The organism is Pseudonocardia sp. Ae150A_Ps1 (genome assembly GCF_001932315.1).
Classification (GTDB): domain Bacteria; phylum Actinomycetota; class Actinomycetes; order Mycobacteriales; family Pseudonocardiaceae; genus Pseudonocardia.
In genome coordinates, this window is the sequence record NZ_MCIJ01000001.1 from 1,411,805 (window position 1) to 1,424,418 (window position 12,614).

Below are 12,614 nucleotides of genomic sequence, written 5' to 3' on the forward strand. Positions count from 1 at the left end.
GGCCCCGGGCCCCACCGTCCCCGGTCGCGCAAATCGGCGGATCGTCCGGCGTAACGGATCGGCAACCGCGCCCCGGTTCGGTGTCCTCCATCGGCACATTCGAGGAGGCCACCATGATCGTGCCCGACATCCGGGAGACCGCCGACCTGCGGCGTGCCTACGGGGCGTTCCCGAGCGGTGTGACGGCGCTGTGCGCGCTGCGCGACGGCGTCCCCGTCGGCATCGCCGCGAGCTCCTTCGTCTCCGTCTCGATGGACCCGCCACTGGTCTCGATCTGCGTGCAACGGTCGTCGACGACCTGGCCGCTGCTCGCCGACCGCGACCGGCTCGGGGTCTCGGTGCTGGGGGCCGACCAGGCGTCGGCCTGCCGGCAGCTCGCCGGGCCCGCGGCGGGCCGGTTCGCCGGGCTCGTCCACCACGCGACACCGGAGGGGGCGGTCCTGCTCACCGGGGCCGCGGCCTGGCTGGACTGCTCGCTGCACGACGTCGTCGACGCCGGTGACCACGTCCTCGCGCTGCTGCGCGTCGAGGCGCTCCAGACCCACGACGGCGTCGCCCCCATCGTGTTCCAGGCCAGCCGGTTCCACCGGCTGGTCGAGGACGCCGCGTGATCCCGGCGGCACCGGCCGGGTCCGTCGCCGCGGCCGTCGCGGCGTTCCGGGCGGGGCGGCCGGTCGTGCTCGCCCCGCGGCACGGCGACCGGCCGTGCGACGCCGTGCTCCCCGCCGCGCTCGCCGGGACCGCCTGGACCGCGTGGCTGATCCGGCACACCTCCGGGCTGCTGCGGGTCCCGATGGAACCCGGCCGCGCCGACGAGCTGCGGTTGCCCGCCCTGCGGGCCGATCCGGGCACCCGCTGCGGCGCCGTCACCGTCTCGGTCGACGCCGAGGGGGTCGGCACCGGCATCAGCGCCGTCGACCGCGCGCTCACTGCCCGCGTGCTGGCCGATCCGGCCTCCCGGCCCGACGACCTGCGCCGGCCGGGGCACCTGCTCCCGGTCCGCGTCGCGGAGGGCGGCGGGCCCGGTGGCGCCGGGGCCGACGAGGCCGCGGTGGCGCTGTGCCGCGCGGCCGGGCTCCCCGCGGTCGCGCTGGCCGCCGGCCTGGTCGGCGCGGGCACCGGGCTGGCCGACCCGGCGACGGCGGTGCGGATCGCGCACCGGTACGGCCTGGTCGTCGCCGATCCCGCCGAGGTGCTCACCCACCTCACACGGGATCCCGCCGACCCGCGCGACCCCGCCGACCCGCGCGATCCCGCCGACCTGCGCGACCCCGCCGGCGTGCTCGCCCGCACCCGGCGCCACCCCGCGGCACCGCTCGCGACCACCCACCCCACCGCCCGGCACCTGGAGCACCTGTGACCGTCACCGTCGTCGTCGGCAACCCGAAGCCCGGCTCCCGCACCCGGGCGGCCGGCGAGCTGCTGGCCCGCTCGCTCACCGGGCGGGAGCCCGACCACGTCGTCGAGCTCGCGGAGCTCGGCCCCGGGCTGCTGGGCTGGGGCGACCCGGCGGTCACCGCGGCCGTCGACACCGTCCGCGGGTCGGATCTCGTCGTGATGGCGAGCCCCACCTTCAAGGCCACCTACACCGGGCTGCTGAAGCTGTTCCTCGACCAGTTCGCGGGCGGGACCGGGCTCGAGGGCGTGGTGGCCGTCCCGCTCATGCTCGGTGCCGGGCCGGCGCACGCGATGGCACCGGACCTGCTGCTGCGGCCGGTGCTGACGGAGCTGGGCGGCACGTGCGCCGTGCCGGGCCTCTACCTGCTCGACGACGACCCCACCGGCGGGGCGGCCCTGGCCGGCTACGTCGAGCGGTGGGCCCCCGTCGTCGGTGCGCTGACCGGCGTGCGGGCCTGACACCCGCGTATTTCCCCGCCCCGACGGCGCTGACCTGCGACGACCGTCCCGGCACCGGTCGCGCAAATCGACCGTGACGGTGACGGACACCGGACGCAACACCCGCCGTCGAGGCTTCTCCCCAGCACTCCCCCGCCCGGGCTCCCGGGCGGACCGGACGGGCACACCGGGGTGCCGCCCGACCCCCGATCCGACTTCAGAGGAGGTCACCGTGCGGTTCCCGGACACCGACCAGGCCGTGGCGCCGGTCCCCGACACGTCCCCCGGAACGGGCCGGTGGTTCGACCGGCACCGCTGGTGGGTCACCAGGACGGCGATGCTGCCGGTCCACGTGCTCGTGTTCGCCGTCGTCGCGTTCTTCCTGGTCTCCCTGATCCCCGGCGACCCCGTCGTCGCGCTCACCGGCGGCCGGCTCTCCGCCGAGGACTACGCGGCGGCCCGGGCCGACCTCGGGCTGGACGGGCCCTGGTGGGAGCGGCTCGGCCGCTTCCTGGGCGATCTCGTCTCCCTCGATCTCGGCACCTCGCTGGCGACCGGCCGCGACGTCGCCGGTGAGCTCGCGACCCGGCTCCCCGCCACCCTCGAGCTGGCACTCCTGGGCCTGGTCGGCTCGACCGTCGCCACCCTGGTGGTGTCGTGGTTCGCGGTCACCCGCCGCGGGTCCTGGTTCTCCCGGGTCGTCGTCGGCTATGCCCGCTCCGCGGGTGCGATCCCCGAGTTCGTGCTGGCCATCGCCGCGGTCTTCGTGTTCTACGCGGCACTGAGCTGGGCGCCCGCCCCGTCGGGACGGACGTCGCCGATGGTGCCCGCACCGGACACCGTCACCGGGTTCACCCTGCTCGAGGCCCTGCTCACCGGCAACGGGGAGGCGTTCGCCTCGCTCGCCGGGCACCTCCTGCTCCCGGTGCTGGTCATGATCGCCGCCCACTCGGCGATCCTGATCAAGATGCTGCTGGTCGGTCTCGACGAGGCGATCGACGCACCCGCGACCCGCTTCCGGATCGCGACCGGCGCACCCCGCCGCGTCGTGGTGCTCTCGGTCTACCGCCGCGCCGCGCCGGCGATGGTGGCGACGATCGGGATGCTGTTCGGCTACCTCATGGGTGGCGCGGTGGTGCTCGAGTCGATGTTCGCGCTCGGCGGGCTCGGTCAGTACGCCGTCGACGCCGTCACCACCGCCGACGTGGTCGCGCTCCGCTCGTTCCTCGTGGTCACCGCGGCGTCCTGCCTGGTGATCTACCTCGTCGTCGATCTCGTGACCATGACCCTGGACGTCCGGCGACGTCCCGGCGCGGTCACCGGGGAGTGAACATGACTGCCGCCGTCCTCACCCCGGGGGAGGTCACGGGGCCACGCCCCGCGGCCCGGCCCCGGCTCGCCCGCCCGCTCCTCGCGCTCCCCTTCGCGCTGCTGCTGGTGCTCGCCGTCGTCGGTCCGCTGCTGGCGCCGTGGGACCCCCAGAGCGTGGTCGCGACGCCGTCGTCGCCGCCGTCGTCGGCGCACTGGTTCGGCACCGACACCAACGGGATGGACGTGTTCTCCCGCGTCCTCACCGCCACCCGGCTCGACGTGCTGATCGCGCTGTCGGTGACGGTGCTCAGCACTCTCGCCGCGCTCGTCGTCGGCCTGGTCACCGGCATGAACGAGGCCCGTCGCGGCCCGGCCGGGATCGCCGCCCGTGCCACCGCCCGGGGCATCGACCTCGTCCAGGCCGTGCCCACCGTGATCGGTGGTCTCGTGCTGCTGTCGTTCTTCGGCCGCGAGCCGCTCGTCATGGTCCTGGCGCTGGCGCTGCTGCTCCTGCCGGTGCAGGCCCGGCTCGTCCGGGTCGAGGTCCTCCGGGTCCGGTCGGAGGGCTACGTCGACGCCGCCCGGATGTCCGGGGAGAGCGAGCCCGCCCTGATCGTCCGGCACGTCCTGCCGAACGCCTCGCACGCGGCGCTGGAGAACACCTCGGCGATCTTCGGGATCGCCGTCATCTTCTGCGCCGGGCTCGGCTTCCTCGGGGTCGGCATCGTGCCGCCGATCCCGGAGTGGGGCTCGATGCTGGCGCTCGGGGCGACCGATGCCGCCGTCGGCCGCTGGTGGGGGGCGCTGTTCCCCGCACTGGCGCTGGGTCTCGCGGTGGCCTCGGCCGCCGGTGCCGCCCGCGCGCTGTTCGCCGGGGGGCCCGGTGAGCGCCGGCCGCCGCGCGCCGCTGGCCGGTCTCGTCGCCGCGCTCGCCGTGCTGGTCACCGGCTGCGGTGCCGGCGCGGTGGAGGCGGAGCGGGACACCGTCGTCATCGTGACGGGGGCGCAGGCTCATGTCCTTCGCCCAGGACTCCAACGGCACCGGCTACGAGAGCGCCGAGTACCTCGCCAACACCAACGCCACGCTGCTGCGCAACCCCTACGTCGACGGCAGCGGCGGGCAGGCCCGGCACCAGGACCTCTACCGCTTCGAGCCGCTGCTCGCCGAGCGCTACGAGGTCAGCCCGGACCGGCTCACCTACACCTTCCACCTGGACCCGGACGCCCGTTCCACCGCCGGGAACCCGGTCACCGCCGAGGACGTCCGCTGGTCCTACGAGCGCAAGTTCGCCACCGCCACCTCGATCGTCCCGTTCGTGAACGCGCCGGTGATCGTCGACCCGGAACGCCAGATCCGGGTGCTCGGCCCGATGACGGTGTCCTTCACCGTCGACGAGCCGGGCTACGGGTTCACCCTGCTGTCGCTGCTGTCCAACACGACCGCGGCGATCTACGACACGACGGTCCTGAAGGCGCACGTCACGCCCGACGACCCGTACGCGGTGGAGTGGTCGGCGAGCAACGGGAACTGGGGCTACGGCGCCTACGGCCTGGAGAGCTTCACCCCCGGCCAGCAGACGACCTACGTCCGCAACGAGGACTACGCCGGCGGCGCACCGCCGGTGCGGCGGATCATCCAGCGGGTCGTCGCCGACGCCGGGATCCGGGCGAACCTGCTCGCCCAGGGCGACACGCACGTCGCGGCGCAGCTGCGGCCCGCGGACCAGGTCGGGATCGCGGAGACCGGGGCGCAGGTGTTCAGCGCCCCCACCAACGCGATGGTCTACATGCCGCTGACCACGACCATGGCCCCCTTCGACGACGTCGCGGTCCGCCGGGCGCTGGCCCGCGCGGTGCCCTACGAGCAGATCGTCTCCGACGTCTACAAGGGACGCGCGGAACAACTGGCCGGGATGCTGTCCCCCGGCGCACCCGGCTACGACGGCGACGGCCTCGTGCCGTTCCGCTACGACCCGACCGAGGCGCGCCGAATCCTCGCCGAGGCCGGCCACACCGAGCCGGTCGCCTTCACCCTGACCGTCAACGCCAGTGTCCCGGACCTGCAGGAGGCGGCGGTCCAGATCCAGACCGCGGCCCGCGACGCCGGGTTCGCGATCACCATCGAGCCGGTCCCGTCGGCCGCGTTCAACGAGGGGCTCGCCGCCAAGACCTTCCAGGCGTCGATGGGCCGCGACTACGCCGTCGTCCAGTCCCCGCCCTACGAGCTGGCGCTGTTCTACACCGCCGACTCGCCGATCAACTGGCCGGACTGGGAGGACTCCCGGTTCGACACGGCGCTGGCCGCGGGCAACGCGGCCGGCGACCCGCTCTCGGTCACGGCGGGGCGCTCCTGGAACGCCGCGCAGCGCCGGATCCAGAGCGACGTCCCGACCATCTGGATGGCCTACGTCCAGCCGCTCAACGCCTTCCGCGGCGACGTCGGCGGCTACGTGTTCCGCACCGACAACACCATCGGCTACTCGCAGCTGCCCCTGGAGGGCTCATGACCGCGCAGATGGACACCGCGCAGGCGGCACCGGCGGCACCGGCGGGTCCCGTGCCCGCGGACCCGGTGCTGGCGGTCGAGGGACTCGACGTGCGGTACGGCACGTCGCACGCGGTGCGCGGGGTGGACCTCACGGTGCGCCCCGGTGAGCGGATCGCGCTGGTCGGCGAGTCGGGGTCGGGCAAGTCGACCCTGGGGCTCGCGGTCGCCGGGTTCATCGACCAGCGGGTCGCGACCGTCGAGGCGCGGCGGATGGAGTTCGCCGGCGTCCCGCTGCGCCGCGAGCTGACCCGGCTGCCGCAGCGCACCCCGGGGATGTCGATGGTCTTCCAGGACGCCATGACCTCCCTCGACCCGTTGTGGACGGTCGGGAGCCAGCTCGTCGCCGTGCTGCGCGGCGCGGGCGGGGTGGACGGCCGCGCCGAGGCCGCCGACGCCGCCCGGGAGTGGCTGACCCGGGTCGGGCTGACCGACACCCGCCGGGTCATGGCCGCCCGGCCGCACGAGCTCTCCGGCGGGATGCGCCAACGGGTCATGACCGCGATCGCGCTCGCCGGGCGTCCCCGGCTGCTCGTCGCCGACGAGCCGACCAGCGCGCTCGACGCCTCGCTCGCCCGGGGGGCCGTGGAGCTGCTCGTCGAGCTCTGCGAGACGCAGGGCGCGTCGGTCCTGATGATCAGCCACGACATCGGGCTGTGCCGGCGCTACACCGACCGGACCCTGGTGATGCACCGCGGCGTGCTGGTCGAGGAGCTCCGCTCGGACGACCTCGGCGCCGCCACGCACCCGTACACGCGGGGCCTGCTCCGCTGCATCCCGACGCTCGCCTCGGCCGGTCTCGACGAGCTGCCGACGATGACCGACGACGAGCTCGGGATCGCCGCGTGAGCGCGCCGCAGGTCGTCCTGGAGGGGGTGACCCGGCGGTTCGGCGACCGCACCGCCGTCGCACCGCTGTCGATGACCGTCGACGCCGGGGACCGGATCGGCATCGTCGGCGAGTCCGGGTCCGGCAAGTCCACGCTCGCCCGGATGATCGCGGGCCTGGACCGGCCGTCCGGCGGGACGATCACGATCGACGGCCGCACCCAGACCGCCTGGATGTCCACCACGGCGGGCCGCCGCGACCTGCGGCGACGCATCCAGCTCGTCGCCCAGGACACGACGTCGACCTTCGACCCGCGGCGCACGGTGCGCGACGCGCTCCGCACCCCGGCCCGGCTGCTCGGCGGGCACTCCGGGGCCCGGGCGGACGCCGTCGCGGAGGAGGCCGTCGCCGACATGGGCCTGCCGCCGGCGATGCTCGACCGCCACCCGCACGAGCTGTCCGGCGGTCAGCGGCAGCGGATGGCGATCGCGCGGGCCATGGTCGTGCGCCCCGGGCTGCTCGTCTGCGACGAGGCGGTCTCCGCGCTCGACGTGTCGGTGCAGGGCGCGGTGCTCAACCGGATCGTCCGGTACTGCCGCGAGCACGGCGCCGGGCTCCTGTTCGTCTCGCACGGCCTGCCCGCCACCGCCTTCGCCACCGACGACCTGCTGGTGATGCTGCACGGCCACGTCGTCGAGCACGGCCGCACCGGCGCGGTCCTCTCCTCCCCCGTCCACCACCACACGGCGGCCCTCGTGGCCGCCCACGCCTGACACCCGCACCCCCGGAAGGACACCTCGCATGTTCCACCTCGGATGGTTCCTCGGTAACGGCTTCGGCATCCAGCCCTGGAACCCGGCCGCCGACGGCCCCTGGACCGGCAGCAACCACCTCGACTGGATGAAGCCGGACCTCTACGTCGATCTCGCCGCCTCGCTGGAGCGGGCCGGCTTCACCTACGTCCTCATCGAGGACACGGCGATGGTCGAGGACACCTACCAGGGCTCGGCCGAGCCGTCGCTGCGCCGCGGGTTCATGGCACCGAAGAACGACCCGATGCCGCTGGTCCCGCTGATGACGCAGCGGACGAAGCACCTCGGCATCGTCCCGACCGTCTCGACGATCCAGTACCACCCGTACCTCGCGGCGCGGCTGTTCACGACGCTCGACCACCTCACCGAGGGCCGGGTCGGCATGAACGTCGTCACCTCGGTGACCGACCGCGTCGCCCAGAACTTCGGGTTCGAGAAGCACTTCGACCACGACCAGCGCTACGAGATGGCGCAGGAGTGGGTCGAGGTCGTGAAGGCACTGCAGAACAGCTGGAAGGACGGGGCGGTCCTGGCCGACCCGGTCAAGGGCGTCTACGCCGACCACACCCTGGTCGAGCCGATCGACTTCCAGGGCCGCTGGTTCTCCAGCCGCGGACCGCTCAACACGATCCCCGGCCCGCAGCGGCAGCCCCCGATCGCGTCGGCCGGCGGATCGGCGCCCGGCCGCGAGCTCGCCGCGAAGCACGTCGACACCCAGATGGCGATGTGCAAGAGCATCGACGACATCAAGGCCTACCGGGAGGACCTGCACCGGCGGATGGCCGTCCACGGCCGCCGTCCCGACGAGGTCAAGCTGCTGTTCCTGGCCAGCCCGGTCGTCGCCGCGAGCGACGCCGAGGCCCGGGCCAAGGCCGAGCAGCTGAAGCTCGCCCGCCGCTCCGACCTCGCCGTCGAGTACAACCTGTGGAACCTCTCCTACACCTCGGGCGGCCGGATCGACTTCGGCGGGATCGACCCGGACACCCGCGTCGAGGACATCGACACCTCCCGCGGCAACGGCGAGCGCTCCTCGATCGCCAACCTGTTCCAGGGGCAGGAGGGCAAGACGCTGCGCGAGCTCGCCGCCACCTCGTTCCAGATCACCGACCTCGGGCTGGTCGGCTCGCCGGAGACGGTCGCCGCGCAGATGGACGAGATCATGCAGGAGGCGGGCGGGGACGGGTTCCTGCTGTACGTCCCGCCGACCCGGGTGCAGATCGCCGAGATCACCGACGGGCTCGCGCCGGCGCTGCGGTGGCGCGGCGCGATCCGCGACGGCTACGCCCACTCCACCCTGGCCGAGAACCTCCAGGAGTTCTGACGCCCCGGCCCGTGCCCGCCACCGGCGCCGGGCACGGGTCACAGCATCGTTCCCGGCCGGTAACCCGGGAGGGACGGTTCCCGGGCGACGGTCACCCCAGCAGGAATCCCTCGCAGGAAGGCCCCGCCCATGTCCCGTCCCGGCCGGCTCCCCACCGTCCCACACCCCCGCGCGTCCGGCGGGACCGCCCGCGGGCGGCACACGTTCCCGCGCCGGGTGCGGGAGATGCTGCGCGCCTCCGTGCGGGGCGGCTACCTCGTCGTCGACGACAAGCTCGTCGAGGACCAGCTGATGGAGTCGCTCAACGCGAGCCGCTCCGCGGTGCGGGCCGCGCTGCAGCAGCTCGCCGACGAGGGGTTCGTCGACCGCCAGCAGCGCCGCGGCACCGTCGTCGTCCGGCGGGGGGTCGCGGTCCGGCTGCGGGACACCGTGACCGCACTCGGTGCCACCGAGGTGACGCTGCAGATGGCCGAGCAGGGGGGCGTGCCCTCGACGCCGCTGCTGCGGCACCGGCTCGGCGTACCCGACGCGGTGCTGCGGATGAACGAGAACATCTTCCGCGCCGACGGCGAGGTGATCGGCGTCCGGACGGCCTACTTCCCGAGCTCCTTCACGACGCCGTCGTACGCCGGGCCGGCCGCCCTCGACGTCGTGTTCGCCGACTTCTTCGGGGTGGGCCTGGGCCGGGTGCAGACCGAGATCGGCGCCGCGGGCGCCGACGACCGTACCGGGCGGCTGCTGGGCGTCGCCCCGGGTGCCCCGGTGCTGCTGCGCGAGCAGCTGTTCCACGACGAGGACGACCGGCCGGTCCAGGTCGTCTTCGACAACTACCGGGCGGACCGGGTGACCTTCGTCGACGACCCGGACCTCGGCTGAGCCCGCCGGGCCGTCAGCCCGCGAGCTCGGCCAGCGCCGCCTCGGCGTCGGCGAGCACCCCGAGCCTGCGCCGTTCCAGCGTCGCGCCCGACTCCGCGCCGGCACCCATGTTCCCCTGCGCGTAGCGGGTCCAGACGCCGGTGCCGATGCAGGCGCACCGCCAGTACGCGAACGCCACCCAGTACGGCAGGTCGTCCACCGGGCGGCCGGACCGCGCGGCGTAGCGGCCGGCGATGCCGTCGCGTTCCGGCCAGCCCGGCGCCGCGGTCGGGCCGCTCGTGATCGTGTGCCGGGTGTCGCCGGGGCGCTCCCAGGACGCGACGAGCCAGCCGAGGTCGGCCAGCGGCTCGCCGAGCGTCGCGAGCTCCCAGTCGAAGACGGCCGCCACCCGGCCGTCGCGGTAGGACAGGTTCCCCGGCCGGTAGTCGCCGTGCGCGATCCGCGGCCCCTCCGCCGGGTCGGCGGGCATCCGGGCGAGGAGCTGCTCGTGCGCGGCGTCGATCGCGGCGAGATCGGTGAAGGCGCCCGAGTGCGCCTGCCGGTGCCAGCGCCGCAGCTGGCGTTCGAGGTAGCGGCCGGGCCGCCGCAGGTCGTCCAGTCCGACGGCGCCGGGATCGACGGCGTGCAGCGCGGCGAGGACGTCGGCGGTGTCCAGCCCGCAGGCCTCGCGCTCCGGCTCCGGGATCGGGTCGCCGGACGCCCGGTCGCCAGGGACGACGCCGTCCACCCAGCTCATCAGGTAGAAACCGGCGCCGATCACGGCGGTGTCCTCGCAGTGCGCGACCGGCTCCGCGACGGGGACGCCGGTCCCGGACAGCGCGGTGAGGAACCGCCACTCCCGGCTCATGTCGTGCGCGGTGGCGAGCACCCCGCCGGTCGGGGGGCGGCGCAGCGCGAACGGCGTGCCCTCGGCGTCGACCACCCGGAAGGTGAGGTTGGAGTGCCCGCCGGAGATCCGCTGCACAGCCACCGGCCCGTCACCCGTCACCACCCGCGGGGCCTCGGCGGCGAGCCAGCGGGTCAGGGCGACCGGGTCCACTCCGTCGTGCGTGTCGGCCATCCCCCGATCCAACATGATCGTCGCCGGACGGGCCAGGCGTCCGGACCGGTCACCCGCCGAGGGGCAGCACGAGGCGCTCCAGCAGCCGGTCCGCCTCGGCGTGCGGGTCCGCGGTCAGTCCGGTGTGGACGGGGCCGGGCCGGACGATCGTGCTGCGTGCCGTCGTCAGCCTGCGGAACCGCCGTCCGATGTCCTCGCCCGCCCCCGGGCCGCGGGCGGCCAGCGCGCCGGTGGCGTGCCGGTCCGAGCGGGGCGGCTCCGGCACCGCGGCCACCGCCGCGATCGTCTCCAGCACGTCGGCGACGGCGTCGGCGTCGCAGTGCGGGTCGAGCGCGGCCAGCCGCTCCCGGTCCAGGTGCACCCGGACGGCGAGGACGTCGCGCCGCCGGCAGTACAGCAGCACCCCGGCGTTGACCGACTCCCCGCGCTCGACCCGCGGGACCACCTGCAGCAGGGCGTACTCGTAGGTGACGAGGTCGCTCACCGGCCCGCACCGCCGTCCACCCCGCCGATCCGCAGCCACGACGGGCGGCGCGGCTCGCGGTCCACCGGGCGTGGCCGGCCGGCGCGCACGGTCTCCCGCACCCCCGGCAGCCACTCCGCGCGCCGCTGCACGCGGCCGGACAGCGCCGTGACGTAGGCGTCGCGGACGGCCTCCGCCGAGTCGAAGCCCGGCTCCCCGTCCAGCCACCTGCCGGGGACGAGGGCGAGCACGTCGTCCAGCAGCGCGCGGGTGACCAGCGGCGCGAGCGCGGCGTCGGCGGCGTCGAGGTCGGGCCGGCACCCGAGCAGGACGTGGTCGCCGGCGTCGAACGGCTTCGCCGGGAACCGCGACGCCGACTCCCAGCTGTGCGCGAAGGTGAGCGGCGCGCCGTGGTCGATCAGGTACGGACGCCGGTGCCAGAGCAGCATGTTCGAGTTGCGCCAGGAGCGGTCGACGTTGCCGACGAGCGCGTCGAACCACAGCACCCGCCCGGCGAACTCCGGGCCGACGTCGAACGCCAGCGGGTCCAGGTCGAGCGCCCCGGGCAGGAAGTCGATCCCCAGGTTCAGCCCGGCGGAGGAGCGGAGCAGCTCCTGGACCTCCTGGTCGGGTTCGGTGCGGCCGAGCTCGCCGTCGACGTCGACGGTGACGATCTCGGGGACCGGCAGGCCGAGCGCCCGGGCCAGCTCACCGGCGACGATCTCGTTCACCAGCACCGACCGGCCCTGGCCCGCACCGGTGAACTTCACCGCGTAGCTGCCCAGGTCGTCGGCCTCCATCAGGCCGGGCAGCGAGCCGCCCTCGCGCAGCGGGGTGACGTAGCGGATCGCGGTGACGTGGCGCAGGCCCTGCCCGCGCGGGTCCGGTCGGGACAGCACGCGCGGAGGCTATCCGGCGCCGACACGCACCCGCGATCGAGATGCGAACGGCCCGCACCCCGTGGCGTCGGGATGCGGGCCGTGATCGCGCCGGAGCGGTCCTGCGGGGCCGGGCGGGGCAGAGGTGGGGCGGGGCCGGGCTCACCGGCCCGTCCGGCGTCGGGGGCGCACGGACGGGCCGGGAGGTCTCACACCGAGATGGTCTGGCGCGGGATGGTCTGGGTCTGCTCCATCCGGCGCTCGGCCTGGCGGGACAGCACCGTGTCCAGTCTGAACCGGCCGGCACCGGCGACCATGAAGGCGGCCAGCGCGCAGATGATCGTGCCGACCAGCGCCCAGCCGCTGTTCTCCATGAACAGGCCGTTCTGGCCGTGCACGAACCAGATGGCACCCGCCATCACGAAGATCATCAGTCCGGCGGGGACGACCATCCGCAGGCCGAGCAGCAGCGACACCGACACCACGATCTCGACGACGATCGTGAACGACGCCGCGGCGATCGCCAGCGGGATGCCGAACTTGGAGAACACCGTGGCGGTGTCGAAGAGCCCCGCGTCGATCTTCTTCCAGGCGTGCATGATCAGGATGTAGGCGAGCAGCACACGGCCGACGAGCAGGACGACGTCCCGCGGGGTTCCGGTCAGGGAGCGCTACACGGTTCCT

13 protein-coding genes and 1 pseudogene are annotated in these 12,614 nt (G+C 74.6%); 10 read left to right on the plus strand and 4 right to left on the minus strand.

Annotation, left to right across the window (positions count from 1 at the left end; genetic code table 11):
- Positions 1 to 113: 113 nt before the first annotated feature.
- The 10 genes and pseudogenes from Ae150APs1_RS06190 to Ae150APs1_RS06240 all read left to right on the plus strand — a co-directional run bounded on the left by Ae150APs1_RS06190 (position 114) and on the right by Ae150APs1_RS06240 (position 9,529).
- Positions 114 to 611 (plus strand): flavin reductase family protein, encoded by a 498-nt coding sequence (locus tag Ae150APs1_RS06190; protein WP_029239126.1) that lies wholly within the window; start codon positions 114 to 116, stop codon positions 609 to 611.
- Positions 608 to 1,360: a 3,4-dihydroxy-2-butanone-4-phosphate synthase gene (locus Ae150APs1_RS06195; protein ID WP_075296365.1), complete on the plus strand. Its 753-nt coding sequence runs from the start codon at positions 608 to 610 to the stop codon at positions 1,358 to 1,360. The genes Ae150APs1_RS06190 and Ae150APs1_RS06195 overlap by 4 nt, the downstream gene beginning before the upstream one ends.
- Positions 1,357 to 1,857: an NAD(P)H-dependent oxidoreductase gene (locus Ae150APs1_RS06200; RefSeq protein ID WP_060575510.1), complete on the plus strand. Its 501-nt coding sequence runs from the start codon at positions 1,357 to 1,359 to the stop codon at positions 1,855 to 1,857. The genes Ae150APs1_RS06195 and Ae150APs1_RS06200 overlap by 4 nt, the downstream gene beginning before the upstream one ends.
- A gap of 211 nt (positions 1,858 to 2,068) precedes the next feature.
- Complete coding sequence (locus Ae150APs1_RS06205) at positions 2,069 to 3,166, plus strand: ABC transporter permease (RefSeq protein WP_075296367.1); 1,098 nt, start codon at positions 2,069 to 2,071, stop codon at positions 3,164 to 3,166.
- A gap of 218 nt (positions 3,167 to 3,384) precedes the next feature.
- Positions 3,385 to 3,990: pseudogene (locus tag Ae150APs1_RS33355) on the plus strand (ABC transporter permease); the annotation flags it as partial.
- Positions 3,991 to 4,160: 170 nt separating this feature from the next.
- Positions 4,161 to 5,654 (plus strand): ABC transporter substrate-binding protein, encoded by a 1,494-nt coding sequence (locus tag Ae150APs1_RS32630; RefSeq protein ID WP_139316814.1) that lies wholly within the window; start codon positions 4,161 to 4,163, stop codon positions 5,652 to 5,654.
- The gene (locus Ae150APs1_RS06225) at positions 5,651 to 6,541 is read left to right on the plus strand and encodes an ABC transporter ATP-binding protein (RefSeq protein ID WP_139316815.1); all 891 of its coding nucleotides are present in this window, start codon (positions 5,651 to 5,653) and stop codon (positions 6,539 to 6,541) included. Before Ae150APs1_RS32630 ends, Ae150APs1_RS06225 begins: the two co-directional genes overlap by 4 nt.
- Positions 6,538 to 7,293, plus strand: coding sequence for an ATP-binding cassette domain-containing protein (locus Ae150APs1_RS06230; protein WP_075296371.1), 756 nt, complete (start codon positions 6,538 to 6,540; stop codon positions 7,291 to 7,293). The genes Ae150APs1_RS06225 and Ae150APs1_RS06230 overlap by 4 nt, the downstream gene beginning before the upstream one ends.
- A 28-nt stretch (positions 7,294 to 7,321) precedes the next feature.
- Positions 7,322 to 8,653: an NtaA/DmoA family FMN-dependent monooxygenase gene (locus Ae150APs1_RS06235; protein ID WP_075296373.1), complete on the plus strand. Its 1,332-nt coding sequence runs from the start codon at positions 7,322 to 7,324 to the stop codon at positions 8,651 to 8,653.
- A 129-nt stretch (positions 8,654 to 8,782) separates the two neighbouring features.
- Positions 8,783 to 9,529, plus strand: coding sequence for a GntR family transcriptional regulator (locus Ae150APs1_RS06240; RefSeq protein WP_075296375.1), 747 nt, complete (start codon positions 8,783 to 8,785; stop codon positions 9,527 to 9,529).
- A gap of 13 nt (positions 9,530 to 9,542) precedes the next feature.
- On the opposite strand, the gene Ae150APs1_RS06245 is transcribed toward Ae150APs1_RS06240, so the two are convergent.
- The 4 genes from Ae150APs1_RS06245 to Ae150APs1_RS06260 all read right to left on the minus strand — a co-directional run bounded on the left by Ae150APs1_RS06245 (position 9,543) and on the right by Ae150APs1_RS06260 (position 12,595).
- Complete coding sequence (locus tag Ae150APs1_RS06245) at positions 9,543 to 10,589, minus strand: phosphotransferase family protein (protein ID WP_010225457.1); 1,047 nt, start codon at positions 10,587 to 10,589, stop codon at positions 9,543 to 9,545.
- A gap of 49 nt (positions 10,590 to 10,638) precedes the next feature.
- A complete protein-coding gene (locus Ae150APs1_RS06250) occupies positions 10,639 to 11,073 on the minus strand; it encodes a DUF3037 domain-containing protein (RefSeq protein WP_075296377.1) in 435 nt (144 codons plus the stop codon).
- On the minus strand, positions 11,070 to 11,951 hold the full coding sequence (locus Ae150APs1_RS06255) for a HipA family kinase (protein ID WP_075296379.1): 882 nt from the start codon (positions 11,949 to 11,951) through the stop codon (positions 11,070 to 11,072). Before Ae150APs1_RS06255 ends, Ae150APs1_RS06250 begins: the two co-directional genes overlap by 4 nt.
- A 188-nt stretch (positions 11,952 to 12,139) precedes the next feature.
- Entirely contained in the window at positions 12,140 to 12,595 is a 456-nt protein-coding gene (locus tag Ae150APs1_RS06260) for a DoxX family membrane protein (protein WP_075296381.1), read from the minus strand.
- Positions 12,596 to 12,614 lie beyond the last annotated feature (19 nt).